A 22,863-nucleotide genomic window follows, 5' to 3' on the forward strand; every position below is an offset into this window, starting at 1 on the left:
TTGGCTCCGTTGTTGGCGCCGTCGGACCCGCTGGAGATTCATATGGCGCATCGGCTGGCGGCCCCGTCCGTGGAATACCCGTTGGGTACCGATCATCTGGGGCGCTGCGTGCTATCCAGATTGATTTATGGAACTCGGCTCTCCTTATTTTATTCGCTCACCGTTCTGGCCGTTGTGCTGGCAATCAGCATACCGATCGGTTTGTTGGCGGGCTATGTCGGCGGTCGAACGGATCGGATCATCATGAGAATCATCGACGTTCTGCTGGCATTCCCCAGTCTGATTCTGGCGCTGGCGGTTGCGGCTGTGCTCGGTCCGGGAGAACTGCATCTGCTGTTGGCCTTCGCCGCGGTATGGTGGACCGGTTATGCGCGCGTCATCAGGGGAATGGTACTGCAGCTCAAGGAAAAAGATTATGTCATGGCGGCGCGCGCATCCGGTTCCTCTCATCTGCGCATCGCTTTCGATCACGTATTGCGCGGCGCGGTTCGTCCGATTCTCGTATTGGCTTCGCTGGAGGTGGGAACGATCATGTTGGCGCTGGCCGGTTTGTCCTTTCTGGGGCTTGGCGCGCAGCCGCCCGCTCCGGAATGGGGAGTCATGCTGAGCGATAGCCGCGCCTATATTCAGACTGCTCCCCGTCTGATGTTGTACCCCGGACTGGCCATTGCGGGATGTGTGCTGGGGTTTAATCTGTTGGCAGAAGGGCTGCGTCGCCCGGATCGGCGTTCGGAGAGCAGGGGAGGGGCATAAGATGCGAACCGGTACAGAATTGTTGAGCGTTCATCGTCTCACGACTATTTTCGAATCGGGAAGCTCGGCTCTGCATGCTGTTCAAGATGTCAGCTTCTCCGTTAAAGCGGGACGCATCACGGCGCTGGTCGGCGAGAGCGGCAGCGGCAAAAGCGTCACTGCGCTATCCGTTATGGGACTGGTCGCCCCTCCCGGACGAATCATGGCCGGAAAAATCGTGTTGAACGGACAGGAGCTTCCGAAGGATGCCGGCGGTGGCTCAAAAGCCCGGCTCGGACGGGATATGTCCATGATTTTTCAAGACCCTGCGCAGTCGCTTAATCCGGTAATGAGCGTCGGAAATCATTTGATCGAGACGATTCGGCGGCATCGCCGGGTGTCGAAAAGAGAGGCGCGGCGATTGGCTGTCGTTCGCCTGCAGCAAGCCGGACTCCCCGATGCGGAATCGCTGTTGTACAAATATGCGTTTGAACTTAGCGGAGGAATGTGTCAACGGATCATGATTGCGTTGGCGTTGGCTTCCGAAGCGAAGCTCTTGATCGCCGACGAGCCGACGACGGCGCTGGACGTCAGCGTTCAGGCAGAAGTGCTGCACGAGTTGTACCGGATCAGCCGGCAAGAAGGCGTAGGTATTCTGCTGATTACCCATGATCTGGGCGTTGTTGCGGAAATCGCGGACGACGTATATGTCATGCAAGCAGGGCGGATTGTGGAGTACGCGCCCGTCGTTTCGTTGTTCGATTTCCCGCGACATCCTTATACGAAGCAGCTGTTAGACAGTCGATTTTGAAGAAAGGAGACCCGGATGAAGCTTCTGGAAGCTGTCGAATTAACAAAAGTATATGGGGCGAAACGGAGATTGCGCAATCAACCGTTCTCCGAACAAGCGCCTGCCGTCAACGGAGTATCGCTGGAACTTCGTCAAAACGAAACGTTGGGTCTGGTCGGCGAAAGCGGCTGCGGCAAAAGCACGCTGGCTCGGATGCTGCTGCGACTGGAAGCGCCGACTTCCGGACGAATCCGTTACCGGGACATGGACATTACGAATTGGAACTTTAATCGAATGCGGGAGATCCGCAGTCGGATGCAGATCGTTTTTCAGAACAGTTTCTCGTCGTTTAATCCTGCATTCGATGTCTCGCGTATTCTGGCCGAACCGCTGCGAAATTCGGGCATTCGTTCTCGGGACGAACAACGGCGGTTGAGCGCGGAGGCGCTGGAGTCTGTGGGTCTGAGTGAAGCCTGCCTTGTGCGACGTCCCGCTGAATTGAGCGGCGGACAGCAGCAGCGTGTCGGGATTGCCCGCGCAATCGTGCTGCGACCCGAAATTTTGATTCTGGACGAACCCTTTTCCAGTCTGGATTTCAGTTTGCGGCGGCAGACCATGCATTTGTTAAGCGAACTTAAGCAGCAGCTTCGTCTATCCTACCTCTTCATCACCCATGATTTATCGATTATCGAGCATTTTTGCGATCGGGTGGCAGTCATGCGGCAAGGCGAGATTTTAGAGCGGCAAGCAGGCGTAGAACTGCAAACGAAAGCGCGGCATCCTTACACCCGAATGCTGCTGGACGCGATTCCTGCCCAACATCCAAGACAACGCAAGATCGGACATGTTCTGACGGAGAATTGCACTCGTACCGAATAAACATAGAAAGTTACAGAGGAGATTAACGAATGCCATTCACTTTTTGGAGAAAAACGATAACGGGGTTTACGCTGTTGGCGATGCTGCTGGGCGGATGCTCAGGAGCAGGAGGTTCGAATGAAGCGGCAGAGACGCCGGCGGCGAAGGGAACGCATGGAATGCCGCAGGAAGCTTCTGGCGAAATGACGATTGCGGTATCCCGCGATGTCGGATTGGATAAGCTTGATGCAGGCGCCTACGAAGGTTCGATGGATGTGCATGCCATGATCTATGACGGTCTGGTTCGCTATGGGGAAAAAGGAGAAATCGAACCGGCGCTTGCGGAAACTTGGGATATCTCCGAAGACGGAAAGACGTACACGTTTCATCTTCGCAAGGGCGTAAAGTTTTCGGACGGCTCGGAGTTTAACGCTGAAGCGGCGAAGTTCTCGTTCGAACGCTGGGTTCACGATCCCTCCAATTCGCTCGCCGTCGCTACTGCGATGCAGACCTTGGAAGCGATCGACGATTATACGATAAGAATGACCTTCGATCGCGCCTACTATCCGCTGTTGACCGAACTGACTTTTGCCCGCCCGGTACGCATGATCAGTCCGAATTCCGTTGAACCGGCGGGAGATATCAAGGGTACGTTCGTCAAGCCGATCGGCACGGGGGCTTGGATGGCAGAACGCTACAAGGCCGACCAAGAAGCTGTGCTGGTGCGCAATCCGAATTATTGGGGAGAGGCTCCCAAGCTGTCGAAGATCACCTTGAAGGTGATTCCTGATCCGCAGTCTCGCGTATTGGCGCTGCAAAGCGGGGAAGTGGATTTGGCCGGAGGCGCAATGGGGCGTCTGCCGTTGGAAAGTCTCGCTGTTCTGGAAGGCGACGAATCGCTGAATATTCTGAGATCGCCAGGAACCAGCTCGCATTTCCTTATATTTAACGGAAAAAATCCTCAGCTGCAGAATCTCGACGTGCGTAAAGCGATCAATCTGGCTATCGACAAACAAAGCATCGCGCGCGATCTGATGGGCGGAATCGGCAGCGAGGCTAAAGGGTTATTCCCTGCTACGGTCCCTTACGTGACAGAAAGCAACAGCCAAGGCTACGGATTCGACCCGGAACAAGCCAAGACGCTGCTGACTCAGGCCGGTTATGCCGATGAAGACGGCGACGGAATCGCGGAAAAAGACGGCAAGCCGTTAAGCTTCAATCTGGTGCTTCAGCAGGTCGATTATCCGGAGTGGAAAACGATGAGCGAAATGATCCAATCGGAACTGAAAAGTATCGGAATCGGCGTAAATCTTCAGGTGTTGGAACCGAATGCTTATTATGACGCGCTCTGGACGACCAAAGCTTACGATATCATCATCTACCGTACTTACGACGATGCGTATAATCCGCATTCTTTCCTGTCTTCGTTGTTCCGCAAGACGGCGTCCGCGCCTGCGGCAGCTTGGTCCGATGAACAATTGGAAGAGATGATCGCTGCGGTATTGGCGTCGACAAATGAAGCGGAACGTCAGACGACGTATGACGCAATCTTCAAGCGCATGAAGGAAGAGGCGATGTTCGCGACGCTGTACTACCCGGAAGAGCTTTTCGTCTACAATAAACGGGTTCGGCAGGCGAAGGCCGGACATACTACATTCGAAGCGATTCGGTGGAACGAACTGGAGGTAGGACGATGAGCAAGCTGGAGCCTATTTCGAAGTATTGGACTTCCAGCGCCGACGGATACGACAAAGTGATTCATAACCAATTTCGCAGTCGGCGGGAAGTGGCTTTCTGGAAAAAGCGGCTGGCCGAAGGCTTGGCCGACCAAGCATCGCAGCGCGTACTTGACGTAGGCACGGGCCCCGGATTCTTCTCTATTCTGTTGGCGCAGCTCGGACACCGCCCCGAAGCCGTTGATGCTTCGCCGGGCATGGTCAAGCGCGCAGAGCAGAATATTCGGAGGTTCGGTTTCCCGGATGTGCCGGTCGATCTGGCAGATGCGTCCGATCTGCGAGGCATCGAGAGCGATCGATTCGATGCCGTCGTCTGTCGGGATGTGGTCTGGACTTTGCCGGAGCCGGAACGCGCTTATGCGGAATGGTACAGGGTGCTTAAGCCGGGCGGTCGGTTGGTCGTATTTGACGGAAACTATTTATATGAAGAAAACCGTTCCCTGAACTACAAGATTCGTTATATGTTCTCTTGGCTGCTGATCCTTGCGACCGAACGCCGGATGCGCAGGCGGGAAAGCCGCAAAATCGGAGTATTGGACGATTTGCCCTTCGTACAAGTATTGCGTCCGGAAGAAGACGAACGAGTGCTTGGGGAAATCGGGTTCGATATGGCAAAGATTCGCCGCGATCACATGTCCGCGCGCGAATTGCCGATGCATCATTTAAAGTACGGATTCATGAACGGAACCCGGTTTATGATCGTGGCCGTTAAGCCCGAGTCCGGGAATGAACGAACAGACTAGTTGATGCCCAGATATTCTTTGATGCCCGCGACGATCGCTTCCGCGACTTTCTGTTGGAAGTCGCTTTGATTCATCGCGCTCTCTTCGGCGGCATTGGACAAGAATCCGAGCTCCACCAGCGCGGCCGGCATGGTCGTTTTGCGGATAACCAGATAATTGGCCTGCTTCGATCCGCGGTCTTTGAACCCGGTCGCCGCCTGCACATGTTTCTGAATGATGTCCGACAGCGTTTTGCTTCGTTTCGCGTCGGCGTAATACGTTTCGGTGCCGCCGGCCGAAGCCGTATTGGCGATATTCGCGTGGATCGACAAGTACAGATCCGCTTGAGCGTTATTGGCGACCTGAGCCCGGCCGTCCAGCGTAACGAACGTATCGTCGCCGCGGGTCATGATCAGATTGATATTCGGTTCTTGGCGCAGCAGATCGGCGACTTTGAGGCCGACCGCCAGCACGATGTCTTTCTCCTGCACGCCCGTAACGCCCAGACCGCCGGGATCGTGATCCCCGTGCCCCGGATCGATCACGACCGTTTTCCGACCGTCGTCGACAGGGGGAGAAGTCGGAACGGGCGGAGTCGGCGCCGTGCCGGGAATCGCCGGAATCGTCGGATTGACAGGAGGCGCAGCGCCGCCGTTCAAGTCGACGACGACGAGGTTGCCCTGCGTGTATACGTTGTAGACGGAAGTCTGATTCAGATCGAGCACGAAACGAATCGTCGAATTCGCGGAGTCGAACATCGAGAAACGCACTTGTTTGACGAGCGCGGAACCTTCGACGGTCAGCGTGCCGGATTGCGCCGAGCTCATCGTGCCGCTCTGAGTCATGCCGGAACCGAATGCGGTTCCCGGAAGATCGACGACGATGCGCGAGGGATTGTCCAATTTCTGTACCTTCGGAGCCTCGGCAGCGCTGGTCGAGATCGTCAAACGGTTATCGGCGAAAGATAGACCGTCGATCGACGCGCGAACGACGGGCGGAGCGGCCGGACTTGTCGGCATCGGCGAAGAATCGGGTGGCGTCGTCGGAACGGGCGTTTCGCTGGGCGCCGGAGGCGGCGATTCCAGATAGACGGTATGCGCGGCTTGATCCCATTTGACGGATAATCCCATCTGGGAACCGACGAAGCGCAGCGGAACATATGTCGTCTCGGCTTGCACGAACGGAGCTTGCAGCAGTTTGACGCTGCCGGAGCCTGAGTCAGCGGTCAAGCTGCCGATGGTCAGCACCAGCGGAGAGGCTGGACTGCCGATCGTGATGCGCTGCTCGGCCCGGTTCCACTTGACGGCGTAACCGAGCTGCTCCGATACGACGCGAATCGGCACCATCGTGGTTCCGGCGACGACGAGCGGCTGCGCGCCGTCGATCGTTTTGCCGTCCAGCATGATGCTGGCATCGACGTTCGCCGCCGCGGCGCGTTGGACGCCCGTCGGCAGAGCCAACAGCAAGAGCAGCAGCAAAGCCAACGCGGCCGCAGCCGTCTTTTTCCAAAAGTTGTTTCTCAGGTTCATGTTCGATTCTCCTTTGTGCGTGATGAAACGACCGTCTTTCTCTGATTAAATCGTAATAAATACGAATATTCAAGCGCAGGACCATCGCTTGCCGCTGCGGCGTTCCGATCGGCAGGCCGTGCTTCAATTAATTTCGCTGCGGCGATTTCGATCTCCTGCTTGCGTAACCGGAACGGAATATCCTTAAGAAGCAGAAGAAAAAGCGCAAGGCCCCGTACGAGGGAGTCCTTGCGCTTTTTCGGCATGCAGAGGCAAAGAAAAGAGAAGCAGTTCACGTCGTCAAACGCTCGACCAGACGGAAGACCGGCGGACGCGTCGGCAGCTCGATCTCTTCGATCCGGCTTCGAATGATCGCGAACGCGTTATTCGCTTGTTCGTCTACCGGATAATGGATCGTCGTCAGATCGAGCAGATGCGCGAAGTCGAGGTTGTCGAACCCGCAGACCGCGAAGTCTTCCGGAATCCGCAGACCCGATCGGCGCGCTTCGGCAACGATGCCGGAAGCGACCCAGTCGTTGGTGCAGGCGAACGCGTCGGCAGGCCGTCCGTTTTCGAGCCACCAACGGACGAGCTTCTCCCCGTCGCCGGAAGTATCCGTATTTTGAAAAGACGGGCATGCGTGCGGGTCCAGATCGTATTTCCGGCAGAAATCCGCGAACGCTTCGATCCGGCTCTGCGTGTTCAGGCGCTGGCTGTCTCCGTAAACATTGCAGATTCGGCGGTAACCGCGCGCGTACAGATGTTCGAGCGCGAGCGTATAACCGTCGTATTGATTCATGAACACGGACGGGATCGCTTCGTGCACGAGCCGCTGCCAAGACACGATCGGGCCGTATTTGACATATTCGGCAATCGTCGACAGATCGCTCCAGAAGACGACGAAGACCAGCGCGTCCACCTGCTTGCGGCGCAGCGCTTCGAGCGCTTCCGTTTCTTTGGAGATATCCGATCCGGTCATGAACAACGTGACGGTATACCCGTTTGCTTCCGCTGCACGGACCAACCCGCTGGTAAACAAACTCACGGGCTCGGCGAATCTCGGCGCGACCAGCCCGATCCGGCGCGTCGAACCCGTTTTGAGCGAGACGGCGTTCAAGTTCGGCGCGTAATCGAATTCTTCGGCTGCCGCGAGAACCAACCTTTTTTTCTCTTCGCTGACGTAGCCCCGGCCGCTGAGCGCGCGCGAAGCCGTGGACGGAGACACGCCGGCGCGTTTGGCGATTTCTTTGATATTGGTCACTTCCGCTGCCTCCCTTTGCTCCAAAGTATAGCAAAAAAAAGCGGTTGACCTGAAATCGATGTCATACCTTAAGCTAAAGGCATCAACCGTCGGACAAGTCAAGCAAACGGAGGCGACAGCGATGAAAATTACGCAAATTATCAATGAAGACGCGGTAATCGCGCGAGAAGATCTGGCAGGAGAAGCGGCTTATTGGCTGACGCGGGCGAATAACCGGGAAAGCGACATGCTGTTTGCGGTCGTCGAAAACGCATTCGGCACGATCGAGCGCCGCTTCGGAATCGGAAGCGCGAACGTATCGGTGCTGACCTACCGGCGTTTTGCCGAACATATGCGGACTTCGGTACGGCGCGCGACGGAAGAAGGCGTTCGCGCATCGGCGACCGACGGGACGCTGGGAAGCCTGCTTCGGCAGCATATGCCGGATTGCTACGAATGCGCGTGCGAGATCCGTTCGGATCTGGAACGCCGCTTCGGAAACGCCGTGCCCGAAGACGAACTGCTGGATCTGATGCTGCATGTGCATAAGGTCGTATCGAACGCCGCGCCGGCCAGAAAACGGGCATGAATGCACGTCGCTTTTGAACGGCGCGCAGGCAACCGATCAAATATCGGATAGCACCCGGGAACGTTCTGCGGAACGTTCCTTTTCGGCGTTCGCCCGACTTGATACGAACTTAAGCTTCTCCCGCGGTCAGAGCGGGCGCGAAAGCTTTGAGCCGCCGAATATCGGACAGCGGCGGGCGTCCGAATAATCGGGCGTACTCCCGGTTGAACTGCGACGGACTCTCGTAGCCGACCCGGAAAGCGGCTTCCGCGGCTTGGACCGGTTCGTTCAGCAGCATACGGCGGGCTTCCTGAAGACGGATCTGCTTCTGGAATTGGAGCGGACTCATCGCCGTGACGTCGCGGAAGTAACGGTGCAGCGAAGACGTGCTCATTCCGGCTTCGTCCGCCAATTCCCCGATTCGCAGCGGTTCGTTATACGTTTCCCGGATACGCCGGATGACGTCCGCCACGGACGCGGCGCGGCCGGCTCCGGGAGCCATCTGCCGCAGTACGTTTCCTTGCTCGCTCCGCATCGCGCGATACAAGATTTCTTTGGCGGCCATCGGCGCGAGCACGGGCAGGTCTTCCGGCGTCTCCAGCAGGCGAAGGAGGCGAAGAAAAGCGTCCGACATCCCGGCTTCGGCGCTGCTGACGTACAATCCGCGGGCAGCGCCGCCGCGCCGCTCGCCGCCGGTCTCGCGGATCAGTTCCAGAATCTGCTCCGGATCGATCCGAAGCCGCACCGCCAGATAAGGATGCTCGGCCGAAGCTTCCGTGACTTGGCCCGAGATCGGCAGATCGACCGATACGGCGAAATATTGCGAAGGGCGATACCGATACGCTTCGTCGTTCAGCAGGACCAGCTTGCTGCCTTGAGCGACCAAGCAGATCGACGGCTCGTAGACCGTGTGAATCGGCGTGGTCGGTTCGGCGTTGCGAATCAGCGTCAGCGGCGGGAATCGCGTATCGGTAACGCCTTCGCCGTCGGAGAATCGGGCAATCAAGCGAGCGGTTTCGTTTAAGGTTCGGCGTGCGGATTCGGAGGTTCGGACCTGTGCGATCATAAGCATTCTCCTTTGTTCGAGATTCTTCGTTCTTCGTTTTTCGTCGCTACCACTATACAACGCTTTTTCGGCAAAACGAACCTTTCTGCGCGGATCGGGCAATTTTTTGCGGCGATCGTTCTACCTCCCCGAGCGGCCGATTCCGCATAATGAAGAGGACATCAGGCGAGAGGAGGCATGAAGATGAACGCGAAAAACGAAAGCCGGGAGCCGCAAGCGGCATCGCCTTACATCGGCATGTGGGTGACGGGAGACGGCGTGATTCGTCAAGAACTGCTGCCGAACGGAAGATACGACGAAGCGCGAGGCAGCCGCCGCAGCGCCTATACCGGCAGCTACGAGATTCGGGGCAGCCGGATCGAATACGTGGACGATACCGGTTTTACCGCAGACGGCGAATTCGACGGAGACATCTTGTATCACGGCGGAATGATCTTTTATCGTGAGCAAAAATAAGGAGGCGAATCTTATGGAGAATCGGCAAATCGAAGGGAAGATCGTATTGATCACGGGAGCGAGCAGCGGGATCGGCGAAGCGGCGGCCGAGCTGCTGGCAGCAAAAGGCGCGAAAGTGCTGCTCGGAGCCAGACGGCTCGATCGTTTGGAGGCGCTGGCGGCGCAGATCCGCTCGGCGGGCGGAACCGCGAAATACATGAAGCTGGACGTGACGGACGCGCGGAGCATGGAAGACTTCGTACGTTACGCGGAAGAGACATTCGGCCGCGTCGACGTTATCGTCAACAATGCCGGCGTCATGCCGCTGTCCAATCTGGAAGAACGGAAGATCGACGAATGGAACCGCATGATCGACGTCAATATCCGCGGCGTGCTGCACGGCATCGCGTCCGGACTTCCGGTTATGCGGCGTCAAGGAGGCGGGCAGTTCGTGAACGTCGCTTCGATCGGCGCGTACAGCGTGACGCCGACCGCCGCCGTATACTGCGCGACCAAATACGCCGTCAAAGCCATCTCCGAAGGACTGCGGATGGAGACGGGAAGCGAAATCCGCGTAACGCTCGTATCGCCGGGCGTGACCGAATCGGAGCTTGCGGACAGCATCTCGGACGAACACGCGCGCGCCGCGATGCGCGAATACCGGCGTATCGCGCTGCCGGCCCGAGCGATCGCCGAAGCGATCCTGTACGCCGTCTCGCAGCCGGAAGGCGTCGACGTGAACGAACTGGTCGTTCGTCCGGCGAAAAGCGGGAACGAATAACTTTTTGCGGAAGCGAACGATCGATCCGCACGGCTTCGAATCGAAAGAAAACCGTATCCGCGCTTGCAAGAAATCGTTTTGCGCCGAGGTACGCCAAAAACCCGGAAGCTCGATATGAGGAGCTTCCGGGTTTTTTATGGAGCGATGCGGTATCCGAAGTCGAAGCGAACGGCTAAGCCTGCTCCGCGTCCGCCGACGCGTCGAGCGGCTCGGCCTGCGCGATCCGGAAACGTCCGGCCGAAGACTTCATGTCGCCGGACAGTTCGGACAATTGCCGGGCGATCCCGCTCAGTTCTTCCGCGGAATGCTGCTGTTCGTCGGCGCTTGCCGCTACCTGTTCGGACATGGCGGAAGTCTGTTCGGTAGCCGCGGCGATATCGTTCATATGCTGCTCGGTTTCGCGGCGCATCTCCTGCATGTCGCGGGTGCGAAGAGCGAGACGGTCGGCCAGTTCTTCGATGCGGCCGGATACTTCCGAGACTTCGCCGAACGTCTCCAGACAGCCGTGAATTTGCGTCTCTTGTTCGCTTGCGCCGATCCGATTGGCTTCGAAATGGCCGTTCATCCGCTCGACTTGATCCACGAACGAAGCGAGAATGTCCTCGATCTCTCCGATCGAATCTTTGGACTGTTGGGCGAGCCGTCCCATCTCTCCGGCGACGACCGCGAAGCCTTTGCCCGCGTCGCCCGCGCGCGACGCTTCGATCGAAGCGTTCAGCGACAAGATCTGCGTCTGCTTCACGATATCGTTCAGCTGCCCGCTGATCGAAGCGGCCAGCCGGGTCTTGCCGTCCAGTTCTTGCGACAAGACGGTCAGTTCGCCGGCGCGCCGAGCATTGTCGCGGCTCTGGCCGAGCAGCGATTCGTGCTCCCGGCTCACCTGCGTCTGCACCGAGCCGAGCTTGTCGGACATGCTGGCGAATTCGCGGACGCAGGATGCGACTTCGTCCATCAAGGTGCCGAGCCGATCCGATAACTGGGCGGCCTGCTCCGTTTGTTCGGCCTGCTGCATCGAGCCTGCGGCGATCTCGCGAATCGCTCTCGTCAGTTCGTCGGCCTGCTGACGGTTGGTATCCGCGGTCGCTTGAACCGTTCGCGAAGACAGAACGAGCGTTTGCGAACCGCTCTGAATATCGCCGATCATTCCGGCTACCCGTTCGGTCATATGCGCCGTCAGTTCCGCGATGTCGCCGAGCTGATCCTGCGTCATTCGCTTGACCTGCACGTTCAGATTGCCTTCGGCGATTTGTTCCAGTCCCGTTTTGATGACGTCCGTTTGCTTGAGCAGCCGATTGACCACGATCAGCATGATCAATACGGACAGCAGCAGGACGGCCGCAAGCAGCGGAACCACGATGCGATAAGAAGAGGAGAGCGTCTTGTCCGTCACCTGCTGAAGCGTATTCGCGGATACGTCGATCCCCAGATAACCGATCGTTTTGCCGTCTTCGCCGCGGATCGGAGTAAACGAAGAGAACAACGAGCCCCATTCTTCGCTGTGGACGACGGACGTATTGACGGTTTGGCCCGCAAGCATCTTCCCTTCGACATCGGCGTCGAACGCGGCTTCGGTGCCCATCGGGCTGTAGTCTTTGTCGTCCCAGTCGGCGCCGTCCACGGTGTAGATCCAGCCTTTGTCCGTCTTATTGAGCATATAGGCATAGAGTACGCCCGATTGGACGCGCAGCGTACTCAATTCTTCGCGCAAAGTTCGATAGGCTTCCGTGTTCTCGCCGCCCGCGTAAACGCTTTGGATCGCTTCCGCTTGAGAGCCGAGCCGAGCCGCCGTATTTTCGGCCAACCGCTGCGTATCCTGCTGCATGGTCGTGAGCGCGGCCTGTTCGACTGCCGAACGGGTCGTTAGCACGACAAGTATGCCGATCGCAAGAAGCGGCACGAGAATAATCAGATAAAGCCTCGTTCTTAAGCTGGTAAAGATTTTGCTGATACTATTCAAAACGGTTGTGCCTCCTCGGTAGATAGTCGTTGTTCATTATCGTCGAAAAATGACGAAATTTTAATAGAACTCGCAGAATCTTATTCGAACGCCGTTTTTTTCGCCAAAAAAGAGACGTTCGCGTTCGAGCCTCGTCTATTTGCATATGGCTTTCGGGCGGCGCATCGGCGTCCGGAAACGGAAGGAGACGGGGGAGTGCCGATGAACGAAAGAAAGACGGAGGCGGAGCTGCTGCGACGGGTCGCGCAAGGCGAACCGGAAGTTTACGCGGAGATCGTGGATCGCTACAAAGGAAAAATATACGGCCTGCTGCGAGGCATGGGAGCCAAGCATCAGGATGCCGAAGATCTGTCGCAAGATACGTTCGTCCGCGCGTACAGAAGATTGGGCGAGCTGCGCGAGCGTGAACGCTTCGCCGCTTGGCTCTACAGCATCGCGGTGAACGCCATGAAAGACTTCGCCAAGAAAAAACGGCCGATCGCGGCAGGCGAGACGGGGATGCCGGAACCTCGAAACGAAGATACGCCGGAAAAGCTGCTGCTGGCCGAAGAGATGAGACGCGACGTGCACCGGATGTTGGAAGCTCTGTCCGAACAGGAGCGGTTGATCCTGCTGCTGCGTTACACCAACGAACTGAGTTACGAAGAAATTGCCGATATGACGGGGCTAAGGCTCGGCCAAGTTCGCAATCGGCTTCATCGGGCGAAAAAGAAGCTGCATCGGAATATGCAAAACGAAGGAGGCGCGGGCTATGAGATGTTTTGACGGCAGCGAGTGGGAACGTTATGCGCTCGAAACGGGGCTGGAAAACGGCGGACGAACCGAATACGCTGCGGAGCGGGCGCGGCTCGAAAAGCATCTGGCAAGCTGCGCCCGCTGCCGGGAAACGCTGGAACGGGTGCGCGGCGAGCAGTTCGACATGCAGCGGATGCTGTACGCGGAAGTTCCGAGCGCTTCTTTTACGGACAACGTCATGAAGGCGATTGCCGCCGAGAGCTTTGCGGAAGAGTGTTCGGCCGCCGGCCTTTCCGCGGAAGAAATCGACGGTCGAACGACGCGAAGACCGCAGAATCGGAGCATCGGAAAACGGAAAAAAGCGATGCTCGGCATCGCGGCCGCGCTGATGCTTGCCGGAGGCGCAAGCTGGTATGCGCTGGACGGCGGGGCGCTGCGCGCTCCCGAAGCAGAGACGGCGGGCGATCGGCGCATCCCCGCGGCCGAACGGATCGGCAAGCTGCTGCACGACCCTGACGAAAAGTGGGCATGGACCGGGCGTACGCTTGCTTACGACCGAGCGGGATTGGCCGAATATCCGGACATCGTGCTGCGCGACGAATCGACCGGATACAAACTCGACGTGCTTGCCGTGCTGAGCGACGGGCTGACGGCGACGGTGATCGTGCGGACGACGGACAGGGAAGACGTTCCCGTATCGGCGACGATCTCTGCCCAGTCTTTTTTTTGGAGAGACGCAGCCGGAGAAGAGGCGGCGGACCATGTCTGGGACGATCGCGGATACGAAGGCGTGCAGGCTTTCACTTACTTGCTGCGCGAAGAAGCGGAAGGTCCGATCGATCTGCGGGGCGGCGTATTCGGATGGACTTCATGGGATGAGGAAACAGAAGCGACTCATCCGGTGCAGTTCGGTCAATCGCTGGCGTTCCGTTACGCGACGCGTATAGCGCAAGTTCGGGAAGAGATGATGAATATCCGGTTCGACGATGCTTATTTCACTCTGCCTGACGGCGCGAAGGTGGAACTGCTCGGCGTGCAGCGAACGCCGGCGCAGATCCGGATCTCGGTCCGTTTCCGAGCGGCGGACGGCAAACCGGGCGAAGCGATCGACGCGGCGAAGATCGACGGGCAGAAGATGAAGTATCATATCGAAGACGATCGAGGCAAAACGATCGAACGTTTGGACGAAAATATGCCGTACTGGACGCAGGTGCGGAGGTCGGAGGCTTACGGAGACGGGAAGGCCTCAAAAGCGCAAGAAATCGTCTCGATCTATTCGCTGCGGGAGCTGGCCGATATGGATCGTCCGCTCAAGCTGGTGCTCGACAGTCTGGTTCTGCCGATCGAGATTGCCGATCGGATCACGTTCGATCCGTCCGCCGTGTCGCCGGAACATCCCGCGGAACTGGAAAGCCAAGGCGACCGGTTCGCGTTCGTCGGAGCCGAGATGAAGGAAGAGCTCGGCGGTCCGGTGCTCGAACTTCCGTATACCGCGAAGCTGGTCAACGAAGGGCCGGGCAGTTGGGAAGCCGAGGACGGCAGCGGCAACAGATACGGGCTCGTCTATGCGGAGAGCGGAACCCGGATGCAGATCGAAGACGTACGGACGCTGCCTTCTTCGCTTACGCTGCGCCGGACGGAGTTCTCCAAATCGTACGACGACTTGAACATGGGATTCGATATTCCTGCCCGCAAGCTGCCGCCCGCGAAGAAGAGCGGAAAATAATTGTTTACGTCTCGGATACAATTCATTGGCTTTTTCGAGATAATCCTCGGGTATATTTAGGGCATCGAAAGAAAAGCATCCCTTAAACACGAACGGCCGGCGCTGCGAAATCGCAGTCCGCAAGGTCGATACCCGAGGAGGAATTTATCATGAAAACGAAAAAATGGATCGCGACGGCTATGGTGGCCGGTATGGCTTTGTCCGCTTCGGTCGGCGCGTATGCGGCTTCCAATATTCAAACGATCAAAGCGCAGCTCAATCACGGACTCGGTTTCGTCGTGAACGGTCAAGCTTATCAGCCGACCGACGCGGCGGGCAAAAAGCTCGATCCGATCGTCTACAACAATACGACCTATCTGCCGGTCCGCGCGCTCGGCGAAGCGTTGAACGTACCGGTCACGTACGATTCGGCCGGACAGAAAGTGGTGATCGGCGCCGGATCGACAGGCGGAACGACGAATCCGGGAACGACGCCGGGCAGCACGCAGTCGGGCCTGACGGCGGTCACGTACACGGCGGCGCAGAAAGAAACGGCGAAAAAAGCGTTCGCGATGTTCCAAGGATTCGAAACGCCGTACGCGCCGATGCAGACCGCGGCCGGCGACAAATTCGTAAGCGTGGGCGCAGGCGGCGATTCGGTCACTTACGTCTTCGACAACATGAAAGTCTCGATCGCGCCGCGCGACGATTCGTTCGGCTACGATCTGACTCCGGTCACGCTGTCGAACGGCGTCAAAGGCAACTGGTATAAGCCTTCCGATAAAGAGATGCTGACCTTCCCGCTCGGCGACCGTTTCGTGACGATCTGGTCGGACAACGGCAAGCTGACCAAAGCGCAGATCGAAGCGGTAGCGGTGCATGTCGAAAAAGCTTCGTTCTGATCGGCATGTCCGCGAGACGACTGCTCGCCGCGCAAGATAGATGCTTTTCGCTGAAATAAAACGTTCGAAAGCCGGTCTGCGCGCAGACCGGCTTTCTTTTTTATGCAAGGATTCGGGAAGAATGCCGCTTCAATTCGGCAGCGTCTCGTACAAGAACCCGGTGTCGCGTCCTGCATGCAGGGCGTCGGCGGATTTTCGAAGAAAATCGAGCGTCAGATCGGCTAGCGCATTGCCGAAGCTGAATCGTTTGACGCCCAGTTCTTGCAGGCGGGCGACCGAGGTCAATCCCGGCAGGGACATGACGTTCAGCGGGATCGGAGAAGCCGAAACGACGGCGGTTATATCCGCGTCTGCCGACAAACCGGGAACAAAGATCCCGTTCGCTCCGCTGTCGGCGTAAGCCCGCAGACGAAGCAGCGTTTCTTCGAGCGGTTCGGAGGTGCCGGGCATTAGATAGGTATCCGTTCGCGCATTGAGGAAAAAGCCGTCGAAGCCTCGGGCATCCAGCGCGCTTCGAATCGAATTCAGCAAGCGGGCATGTTCGGCGGTATCGCGCAGCCCGTTCCAGTCTTTGGGCGAGTCTTCGATATTGAGCCCGGCCGCTCCCGCGTCGGCGACGCGCAGCGCGTTATCGACGATCTCCGCGTGCGCCGAAGCGTAACCCGCTTCGATGTCCGCTGATACCGGAATATTCACGCGCTCCGCCATATCGCGAACGATCGACACCTGCCGCGCGAAAGGAACTTCTTCGCCGTCGCGCATGCCCGAAGCCCGAGCGATGCCGTAACTGGTGGTGCCGATCGCCGAGAACCCGGCTTGTTCCAAAGCGATTGCCGAAGCGGCGTCCCAAGCGTTGCCGAGAAATAAGATCCCGTCTGTTTCATGCAGCTTGCGGAATTCGGCAATAGCTGCCGAAGAACGATTTGTCGTCGTCGGAGAAGAATTCAAGGGAAGATCGGTATCGCGAAGTTTCATCAAAACGCCTCCTGTTTTCTGGGTCGGTTCCAGTGTAAACGGAATTGCGCACCCTTGGCGTCCTGATTCTTGCGCTTAGCGTCGGTATCGTTCGCCTGCCTGATCGCACGCTGCTGACGCTGCTTTCGGATTCAGCCTTTTGGAACTTGGCTCTCCGACAGTAGCTCTACGGCTCGCAGATGTCGACGAAGCAATTCGTCTCGAACATGCGCGGGACGCACGACGGACACGTCCCCTCCGAAAGACATCAGAAACGCGTAGATCCGCTCGTCGACTTCCACGTCGATAAAGACCCGAATTCTGCCGTCCGCTTCCGTACGGATCGAAGCCGGATCGAGCTGGTCCCGCACCCGATAAGCGACAGCTTCCGAGAATAACGCTTCGACGGCGGGCCGCTGCCGTTCGTCGGGGAACCGTTCTTCGGCGGCCGAAGGCATCGCCGCGGCAGCAGGAAAGGCGCCGGGCACGAAACGAAGCTGCGTGACCCGTTTGATCTTGAACGTCTCGAAGCGTCCGTCCGCCTCTTCTTGGCTTGGCTTCCATCCTCTGAAATACCATGTATGATTCTTGAACACCAACTTGACGGGCAGAGCCGTTTCTTCGCTCGGGACCCCGTTGGAATCCACATAATGAAAAGCGAGCGGCTGGCGGGCGAAGATCGCCTGCTTGACCTTATTGAACAGTTCCATTTCTTGATCCGGAATATTCTCCCAAGGCGAATGCTCGAATTCGATCCAGTCCAATTTGTGATCGAACAAGGTGGTCAGCCGCGTCAGCATCCGATTCCCGTTCAGATGGGGAATCGAGCTGACGCTGTACAAGCCGAGCAGAATCTCGTTCTGTTCTTCCTCGCTCAGCAGCGACTTGTCCATGACGTAGTTGTCCATCAGATGAATGCCGCCGTGTTTGCCGGCCGTCGCATACACGGGAATGCCGGCCGCGCTCAATCGGTCGATGTCCCGGTAGATCGTTCGGACGGACACCTCGAACCGTCGCGCAAGTTCCGGAGCGGTGATCTTTTTCTCTTCCAACAGCAGCAGCAGAATCTTGAATAATCGGTTATGTTCCATAATCGGAATTATAACATGACAATAGCTGTCAAGGTATGAATGTTACACTGATGTCGAGAGCTTAACACGACATGAGGAGGAACATACGATGAAAATGAAAGACGGATTCTTCTGGGGCGGCGCGACGGCGGCCAACCAATTCGAAGGCGGATGGAATCAAGGCGGCAAAGGCCCGAGCACGTCCGACATGATGACCGGAGGCACCCGCACGACGCCTCGCCGCATCACGCCCGTGCTGGAAGAAGGCACGTATTATCCGAGTCACGAAGCGGTCGACTTCTACGGTCATTACAAGGAAGATATCGCGCTGATGGCCGAGATGGGCTTCAAGATGTTCCGTATGTCGATCAACTGGTCGCGGATCTATCCGAACGGATACGACGAGCAGCCGAACGAAGAAGGCCTGAAATTTTACGACGACGTATTCGCGGAATTGAACAAATACGGCATCGAACCGCTGGTGACCATCTCGCACTACGAAACGCCGTTCGGCTTGACGCAAAAATACAACGGTTGGGCTTCGCGCGAAACGATCGATCATTATGTGCGCTACTGCGACACGATCTTCAATCGTTACAAAGATTCGGTCAAATATTGGCTGACCTTCAACGAGATCAACTGCTTGACCATGCCGATGGGCGCGTACATGGCGGCCGGCATCCTGTTCGACGGCAAGACCGAACTGACGGACGGCGTCGACGATCCGCAGGTTCGTTTCCAAGCGCTGCATCATCAATTCGTCGCGAGCGCCAAAGCGGTCAAGCTGGGCCATTCGATCAATCCGGACTTCAAGATCGGCTGCATGATCGCGTTCATGACGACTTATCCGAACACTTGCAATCCGAACGATATCGTTCTGGCGCAGAAAAAAGACCAGATCTCCAACATGATCTGCGGCGACGTTCAAGTCCGCGGCGCTTACCCGGGCTTCGCGAAACGCTTCTTCGACGAGCAGGGCATCGAGATTCGGACGCAGCCGGAAGACGCGCAGACGCTCAAGGAAGGCCGCGTCGACTTCTATTCGTTCAGCTATTACATGTCGATCGTCGAGAGCGCCGATCCGGCCGTCGAACGCGTAAGCGGCAACTTGATCGGCGGCGTGAAGAATCCGTATCTGGAAGCTTCCGATTGGGGCTGGCAGATCGACCCGCAGGGTCTGCGCTATACGCTGAACCATCTGTACGACCGCTACCAGATTCCGCTTATGGTCGTGGAGAACGGCCTCGGCGCGGTCGACGTCGTGGAAGAAGACGGCTCGATCAACGACGACTATCGGATCAATTATCTGCGCGACCATATCGTGCAGATGCAGGAAGCGGTAGCCGACGGCGTCGATCTGATCGCTTATACGATGTGGGGCTGCATCGACCTCGTCAGCGCTTCGACGGGCGAGATGAAGAAGCGTTACGGCTTCATTCACGTCAACAAAGACAATGACGGCAACGGCGATCTGAGCCGTTCGCGCAAGAAAAGCTTCTATTGGTACAAAGACGTGATCGCGTCGAACGGCGAGCAGCTGTAAGCCTTACGCGAATCGGCATCAGGACGGAATCTTGGCCGCGGCGGATTGGATCGCCGCGGCGATTTGTTTCTCCCAGCCGTAAATCTTCTGCTGGGAAGCGTGGATCTTGTCGAGCTGGGCGTACATCAGCGTCAGCTCGGCCGCGGCCGTGATCGCGCCGCCGGATTTGACGGAAGCGCGGTACCGTTTGTAAGACGCCGCACGCGTTTTATTGTAGGCGGCGATCGTTTTGTTTTCCGCCGTGACCTGCTTTTTGAGCGCCGCGACCGGCGTCAGCGCGTTTTTGACGACTTGGGCTTTGGCAGCCGCCTGTTTTTTGGCGGACGCCAGAGCTTCTTTTGTTTTCGCGATCTCCGATTTGGCGGCGTCGACCGACGGCTTGAGTTTATTGCGTTTGAGATCCAGCAGATCGGCGTTTTTCTTGTCTTTGCGTTTGCGGGCCTCGGCCGCCTGTTTGCCGAGATCGGCGTACTGTTTCAGCAGCGCGGCATGCTTGCTTTTCGCGGCGGCGGCCTCGGCGGCCAAGCGGTCGATCTTGGTTTTGTCGATGGCCTTGACGGCGGCGTTGACCGTCTTCAGCCGGGCTTCGCTGTTTTTGCGCAGCTCTTGGATCGCCTGCTTCTCGATTTTGTTGGCCGTCTCCAGCGCGGTATACCCGTCGTACAGCGCGTCGATGCCGGAGAGCGCGGCCGCCCAGGCGTCGCCGGCGGCAGAAGCGCGTCCCGAAGCCGGGAACGAGAAGGCAAGCGCGAAGATCAACAGCAGCGGTGTCAGACGATGGAATAAACGATTGGACATTCGAATTCACTCCTTAGACAGAAATGGAAGAACACGCAAAAAAAGCACCCTGCGGAAAAAGGTCGGCAGACCTTCTCCGCAGGGTGCTTCCCTGCGCCGTTCAATTAAGATTGCCCTCACTATAGCACGAGCGTTCTCGGGCTGTCAACGAAAAAGGAACGAATGTTCCCTGGATCGGAACGCGGCGAATCCGCCACTGAACGTTACGCGCCGAATATGATACACTGGCAGTCGGGACCCGAAGCGAGCCGCCGTTTTTTTCGGTCCGCGCAAGGTCGTTATTCAAGCTTACGCCAGAAGGAGAATGGATTCGTGAAATTGATTTCTTGGAACGTCAACGGTCTGCGAGCGGCCGTCAATAAAGGCTTTAACGAATATTTCGAACTTCAGGATGCCGACATCTTCTGCGTGCAGGAGACGAAGCTTCAAGAAGGGCAGATCAAGCTCGAACCGACCCGCGAATATTATCAATATTGGAATTACGCGTTGAAGAAAGGCTACTCTGGCACCGCCGTGTTTACCAAAGTCCGTCCGCTGTCCGTGCGCTACGGCATGGAGACCGATTCCGAAGACGAAGGCCGGATTTTGACGCTCGAATTCGAAGGATTTTACCTCGTCAACGTCTATACGCCCAACGCCAAACGCGACTTGACCCGTCTGCCGTACCGGTTGGAATGGGAAGACCGTTTCCGCGATTATCTGCTGAAGCTCGATGCGGACAAGCCGGTCATCGTCTGCGGCGATCTGAACGTGGCCCATCAAGAGATCGATCTGAAAAACGCGCGCGCGAATATCGGCAATTCCGGATTTACGCACGAAGAACGCGGCAAGATGACCGAGCTGCTGAACGCCGGTTTCCTCGACACGTTCCGTTATTTCCATCCGGATACGCAAGACGTCTACAGTTGGTGGTCCTACATGCCGAAGGTCCGAGAACGGAACATCGGCTGGAGAATCGATTATTTCCTCGCTTCCGAACGTCTGGCGCCGAAGCTTACGGGCGCGCGGATCGACTGCCTGATTACCGGAAGCGACCATTGCCCGGTCATCTTGGAGACGGAAGACCTGTAACTTAGAGAGAAAGAGGGATTCGTATGGACCATCAAGCGATCTGGGCGATCGCGATTTTCCTGATCGTGTACGCGCTGATCATCTCCGAGAAGATTCACCGGACGATTGTGGCGATGGCGGGCGGAGCGGCGCTGCTGCTACTCGGGATCGTGGATCAGGAAACGGCGCTGCACCATATCGATTTCAACACTTTAGGATTGTTGATCGGCATGATGATTATCGTGGGCGTTACGGCCGAGACCGGATTATTCAATTATATGGCGATCTGGGCGGCTAAAAAAGCGAAAGGCAGTCCGGTCGCGATCTTGATCGCGCTATTCCTCATTACGGCGATCTGCTCGGCGTTTCTGGATAACGTGACGACGGTGCTGCTGATCGTACCGGTCACGTTCAGCATTACGAGGCAGCTTCGCGTTCCGGTATTCCCGTATCTGCTGACGCAGGTGCTGGGATCGAATATCGGCGGGACGGCGACTTTGATCGGCGATCCGCCGAACATCATGATCGGAAGCGCCGTTCCGGAGCTGACGTTCATGGCGTTTATCGCCAACCTGACGCCGGTCATTCTGATCATTCTCGTCGTCTTGGTCCCGATCTTCGTCGCGTTGTTCCGCAAGCAGTTGAAAACGACTCCGGAACTGCGGCAGGGGATCATGGAATTGGACGAGAAAGAGCTGCTGGAAGACCGGAAGATGCTCCGAAAATGTTTGGCCGTGCTCGGCTTGACGGTGCTCGGATTTTTCCTGCATCAAAGTTTCGGTTGGGAGTCGGCGACGGTGGCGATGTCGGGCGCTTTTCTGCTGCTGCTGATGACCGGCGAACGCACGATGGAGCAGGCGCTTGCCCGGGTGGAATGGACCACGCTGTTTTTCTTCGTCGGATTATTCGTGCTGGTCGCCGGGTTGGTGGAGACGGGCGTCATTACGGTGTTGGCCGAGAAAGCCGTCAATCTTACCGGAGGAGACGCGGTAGCCGCTTCGATGCTGATCCTATGGTTCAGCGCGTTGGCGTCGGCGTTCCTCGATAATATTCCGTTCGTCGCCACCATGATTCCGCTGATCCGGGATATGGGCGACATGGGGATCTCGAATCTGGAACCGCTGTGGTGGAGCCTTGCGCTCGGCGCGTGTCTCGGCGGCAACGGCACGCTCATCGGAGCGAGCGCCAACTTGATCGTGGCCGGCCTGTCCGCCAAAGAAGGCAAGCCGATCACTTTCATGAAGTTTTTGAAATACGGATTTCCGATCATGCTGCTGACGGTGGCGATCTCGAGCGTTTATGTCTATCTGCGTTACCTGATGTAATGTTCTTAAGCGCATAAAGGAGGACTCGGACATGTTGAAGTACAGATACGACGAGCGATGGATGAATATCGAAGAGACCCGCAGCGAAGGCGATATCGAATTCAAGATCCGATTGTCGGAAGACCATCCGTACCGGGAGAACGCCAAAGCGGTCCGTAGGCATTTCGAGAGCGATCGGGATTATACGGACGTGATCTTTTATACGTATCCCGACCGGACCTACAAAGTCATCGTGCGCGAAGATCATTACGACGAGTTCCTGCTCGCTTTGATGGCGAACCGTCTGCTTCGAGCAGTCGAATGGGAATCTTGATCGCAAGGCGCGCTTCCCGGCGAAGCGCGCCTTTTTTGCGTATCGCTCGATTCCAAAGCGCTTTCTTTAATTTGT

At 57.3% G+C, this 22,863-nt stretch carries 22 protein-coding genes; 15 read left to right on the forward strand and 7 right to left on the reverse strand.

Annotation, left to right across the window (positions count from 1 at the left end; all coding sequences use genetic code 11):
- The 5 genes from nikC to CDO73_RS13175 are packed head-to-tail and all read left to right on the forward strand — an operon-like array spanning position 1 to position 4,859.
- The gene (gene nikC, locus CDO73_RS13155) at positions 1-753 is read left to right on the forward strand and encodes a nickel transporter permease (protein ID WP_256972685.1); all 753 of its coding nucleotides are present in this window, start codon (positions 1-3) and stop codon (positions 751-753) included.
- A gap of 1 nt (position 754) precedes the next feature.
- The gene (locus tag CDO73_RS13160; RefSeq protein ID WP_088488977.1) at positions 755-1,543 is read left to right on the forward strand and encodes an ABC transporter ATP-binding protein; all 789 of its coding nucleotides are present in this window, start codon (positions 755-757) and stop codon (positions 1,541-1,543) included.
- Positions 1,544-1,558: 15 nt separating this feature from the next.
- Positions 1,559-2,401, forward strand: a complete 843-nt coding sequence (locus CDO73_RS13165; protein ID WP_088488978.1) for an ABC transporter ATP-binding protein — start codon at positions 1,559-1,561, stop codon at positions 2,399-2,401.
- Positions 2,402-2,430: 29 nt separating this feature from the next.
- Positions 2,431-4,077, forward strand: a complete 1,647-nt coding sequence (gene nikA, locus CDO73_RS13170) for a nickel ABC transporter substrate-binding protein (protein ID WP_088488979.1) — start codon at positions 2,431-2,433, stop codon at positions 4,075-4,077.
- A complete protein-coding gene (locus CDO73_RS13175; protein ID WP_088488980.1) occupies positions 4,074-4,859 on the forward strand; it encodes a class I SAM-dependent methyltransferase in 786 nt (261 codons plus the stop codon). The genes nikA and CDO73_RS13175 overlap by 4 nt, the downstream gene beginning before the upstream one ends.
- Here CDO73_RS13175 and CDO73_RS13180 read toward each other — a convergent pair.
- Together CDO73_RS13180 and CDO73_RS13185 are read right to left on the reverse strand one after the other, a co-directional pair.
- The gene (locus CDO73_RS13180; RefSeq protein ID WP_088488981.1) at positions 4,856-6,367 is read right to left on the reverse strand and encodes an N-acetylmuramoyl-L-alanine amidase family protein; all 1,512 of its coding nucleotides are present in this window, start codon (positions 6,365-6,367) and stop codon (positions 4,856-4,858) included. The genes CDO73_RS13175 and CDO73_RS13180 overlap by 4 nt on opposite strands.
- A 271-nt stretch (positions 6,368-6,638) precedes the next feature.
- Positions 6,639-7,607 (reverse strand): LacI family DNA-binding transcriptional regulator, encoded by a 969-nt coding sequence (locus tag CDO73_RS13185; protein WP_088488982.1) that lies wholly within the window; start codon positions 7,605-7,607, stop codon positions 6,639-6,641.
- Positions 7,608-7,728: 121 nt separating this feature from the next.
- Between CDO73_RS13185 and CDO73_RS13190 the strand changes: the two genes are divergently transcribed.
- Positions 7,729-8,175 carry a PRD domain-containing protein gene (locus CDO73_RS13190; RefSeq protein WP_179218694.1) on the forward strand — a complete coding sequence of 149 codons (447 nt, stop codon included), beginning with the start codon at positions 7,729-7,731 and terminating at the stop codon, positions 8,173-8,175.
- Between the two features lie 109 nt (positions 8,176-8,284).
- On the opposite strand, the gene CDO73_RS13195 is transcribed toward CDO73_RS13190, so the two are convergent.
- The gene (locus CDO73_RS13195) at positions 8,285-9,220 is read right to left on the reverse strand and encodes an AraC family transcriptional regulator (RefSeq protein WP_088488984.1); all 936 of its coding nucleotides are present in this window, start codon (positions 9,218-9,220) and stop codon (positions 8,285-8,287) included.
- Between the two features lie 177 nt (positions 9,221-9,397).
- Between CDO73_RS13195 and CDO73_RS13200 the strand changes: the two genes are divergently transcribed.
- Together CDO73_RS13200 and CDO73_RS13205 are read left to right on the forward strand one after the other, a co-directional pair.
- Positions 9,398-9,676 (forward strand): Atu4866 domain-containing protein, encoded by a 279-nt coding sequence (locus CDO73_RS13200; protein WP_088488985.1) that lies wholly within the window; start codon positions 9,398-9,400, stop codon positions 9,674-9,676.
- Between the two features lie 13 nt (positions 9,677-9,689).
- Complete coding sequence (locus CDO73_RS13205) at positions 9,690-10,436, forward strand: SDR family oxidoreductase (protein ID WP_088488986.1); 747 nt, start codon at positions 9,690-9,692, stop codon at positions 10,434-10,436.
- A 172-nt stretch (positions 10,437-10,608) separates the two neighbouring features.
- On the opposite strand, the gene CDO73_RS13210 is transcribed toward CDO73_RS13205, so the two are convergent.
- Positions 10,609-12,393: a methyl-accepting chemotaxis protein gene (locus CDO73_RS13210; RefSeq protein ID WP_088488987.1), complete on the reverse strand. Its 1,785-nt coding sequence runs from the start codon at positions 12,391-12,393 to the stop codon at positions 10,609-10,611.
- A 201-nt stretch (positions 12,394-12,594) separates the two neighbouring features.
- Here CDO73_RS13210 and CDO73_RS13215 point away from each other — a divergent pair, with 201 nt between their 5' ends.
- The 3 genes from CDO73_RS13215 to CDO73_RS13225 all read left to right on the forward strand — a co-directional run bounded on the left by CDO73_RS13215 (position 12,595) and on the right by CDO73_RS13225 (position 15,735).
- The gene (locus tag CDO73_RS13215) at positions 12,595-13,158 is read left to right on the forward strand and encodes an RNA polymerase sigma factor (protein ID WP_088489139.1); all 564 of its coding nucleotides are present in this window, start codon (positions 12,595-12,597) and stop codon (positions 13,156-13,158) included.
- Entirely contained in the window at positions 13,145-14,854 is a 1,710-nt protein-coding gene (locus tag CDO73_RS13220) for an anti-sigma factor family protein (protein ID WP_088488988.1), read from the forward strand. Before CDO73_RS13215 ends, CDO73_RS13220 begins: the two co-directional genes overlap by 14 nt.
- 149 nt (positions 14,855-15,003) lie before the next feature.
- Positions 15,004-15,735: a stalk domain-containing protein gene (locus tag CDO73_RS13225; RefSeq protein WP_088488989.1), complete on the forward strand. Its 732-nt coding sequence runs from the start codon at positions 15,004-15,006 to the stop codon at positions 15,733-15,735.
- Between the two features lie 129 nt (positions 15,736-15,864).
- Here CDO73_RS13225 and CDO73_RS13230 read toward each other — a convergent pair whose 3' ends face one another.
- Positions 15,865-16,710 carry an isocitrate lyase/PEP mutase family protein gene (locus CDO73_RS13230; protein ID WP_088488990.1) on the reverse strand — a complete coding sequence of 282 codons (846 nt, stop codon included), beginning with the start codon at positions 16,708-16,710 and terminating at the stop codon, positions 15,865-15,867.
- 131 nt (positions 16,711-16,841) lie between these two features.
- Complete coding sequence (locus tag CDO73_RS13235) at positions 16,842-17,780, reverse strand: helix-turn-helix transcriptional regulator (RefSeq protein ID WP_256972686.1); 939 nt, start codon at positions 17,778-17,780, stop codon at positions 16,842-16,844.
- 88 nt (positions 17,781-17,868) lie between these two features.
- Between CDO73_RS13235 and CDO73_RS13240 the strand changes: the two genes are divergently transcribed.
- Positions 17,869-19,302: a glycoside hydrolase family 1 protein gene (locus CDO73_RS13240; protein WP_088488991.1), complete on the forward strand. Its 1,434-nt coding sequence runs from the start codon at positions 17,869-17,871 to the stop codon at positions 19,300-19,302.
- 18 nt (positions 19,303-19,320) lie between these two features.
- On the opposite strand, the gene CDO73_RS13245 is transcribed toward CDO73_RS13240, so the two are convergent.
- Complete coding sequence (locus CDO73_RS13245) at positions 19,321-20,100, reverse strand: hypothetical protein (RefSeq protein WP_088488992.1); 780 nt, start codon at positions 20,098-20,100, stop codon at positions 19,321-19,323.
- 312 nt (positions 20,101-20,412) lie between these two features.
- On the opposite strand from CDO73_RS13245, the gene CDO73_RS13250 reads away from it, so the two are divergent.
- From CDO73_RS13250 to CDO73_RS13260, 3 genes are read left to right on the forward strand one after another with little or no spacing between them, the layout of a single operon-like run.
- On the forward strand, positions 20,413-21,171 hold the full coding sequence (locus tag CDO73_RS13250) for an exodeoxyribonuclease III (protein WP_088488993.1): 759 nt from the start codon (positions 20,413-20,415) through the stop codon (positions 21,169-21,171).
- A gap of 23 nt (positions 21,172-21,194) precedes the next feature.
- The gene (locus CDO73_RS13255; protein ID WP_088488994.1) at positions 21,195-22,475 is read left to right on the forward strand and encodes an ArsB/NhaD family transporter; all 1,281 of its coding nucleotides are present in this window, start codon (positions 21,195-21,197) and stop codon (positions 22,473-22,475) included.
- A 31-nt stretch (positions 22,476-22,506) separates the two neighbouring features.
- A complete protein-coding gene (locus CDO73_RS13260; protein ID WP_088488995.1) occupies positions 22,507-22,788 on the forward strand; it encodes a hypothetical protein in 282 nt (93 codons plus the stop codon).
- Positions 22,789-22,863: the final 75 nt, after the last annotated feature.

This window comes from Saccharibacillus sp. O23 (genome assembly GCF_002205895.1).
Lineage (GTDB): Bacteria > Bacillota > Bacilli > Paenibacillales > Paenibacillaceae > Saccharibacillus.

Coding starts and splice junctions, on each gene's coding strand:
- CDO73_RS13195 (WP_088488984.1), bottom strand. CDS start 9,220: ATGATCGCACAGGTCCGAACCTCCGAATCCGCACGCCGAACCTTAAAC.
- CDO73_RS13240 (WP_088488991.1), top strand. CDS start 17,869: ATGAAAATGAAAGACGGATTCTTCTGGGGCGGCGCGACGGCGGCCAAC.
- CDO73_RS13190 (WP_179218694.1), top strand. CDS start 7,729: ATGAAAATTACGCAAATTATCAATGAAGACGCGGTAATCGCGCGAGAA.
- CDO73_RS13180 (WP_088488981.1), bottom strand. CDS start 6,367: ATGAACCTGAGAAACAACTTTTGGAAAAAGACGGCTGCGGCCGCGTTG.
- CDO73_RS13230 (WP_088488990.1), bottom strand. CDS start 16,710: ATGAAACTTCGCGATACCGATCTTCCCTTGAATTCTTCTCCGACGACG.
- CDO73_RS13235 (WP_256972686.1), bottom strand. CDS start 17,780: ATGGAACATAACCGATTATTCAAGATTCTGCTGCTGCTGTTGGAAGAG.
- CDO73_RS13200 (WP_088488985.1), top strand. CDS start 9,398: ATGAAGATGAACGCGAAAAACGAAAGCCGGGAGCCGCAAGCGGCATCG.
- CDO73_RS13165 (WP_088488978.1), top strand. CDS start 1,559: ATGAAGCTTCTGGAAGCTGTCGAATTAACAAAAGTATATGGGGCGAAA.
- CDO73_RS13215 (WP_088489139.1), top strand. CDS start 12,595: ATGAACGAAAGAAAGACGGAGGCGGAGCTGCTGCGACGGGTCGCGCAA.
- CDO73_RS13255 (WP_088488994.1), top strand. CDS start 21,195: ATGGACCATCAAGCGATCTGGGCGATCGCGATTTTCCTGATCGTGTAC.
- CDO73_RS13175 (WP_088488980.1), top strand. CDS start 4,074: ATGAGCAAGCTGGAGCCTATTTCGAAGTATTGGACTTCCAGCGCCGAC.
- CDO73_RS13225 (WP_088488989.1), top strand. CDS start 15,004: ATGAAAACGAAAAAATGGATCGCGACGGCTATGGTGGCCGGTATGGCT.
- nikA (WP_088488979.1), top strand. CDS start 2,431: ATGCCATTCACTTTTTGGAGAAAAACGATAACGGGGTTTACGCTGTTG.
- CDO73_RS13260 (WP_088488995.1), top strand. CDS start 22,507: ATGTTGAAGTACAGATACGACGAGCGATGGATGAATATCGAAGAGACC.
- CDO73_RS13220 (WP_088488988.1), top strand. CDS start 13,145: ATGAGATGTTTTGACGGCAGCGAGTGGGAACGTTATGCGCTCGAAACG.
- CDO73_RS13245 (WP_088488992.1), bottom strand. CDS start 20,100: ATGTCCAATCGTTTATTCCATCGTCTGACACCGCTGCTGTTGATCTTC.
- CDO73_RS13205 (WP_088488986.1), top strand. CDS start 9,690: ATGGAGAATCGGCAAATCGAAGGGAAGATCGTATTGATCACGGGAGCG.
- CDO73_RS13160 (WP_088488977.1), top strand. CDS start 755: ATGCGAACCGGTACAGAATTGTTGAGCGTTCATCGTCTCACGACTATT.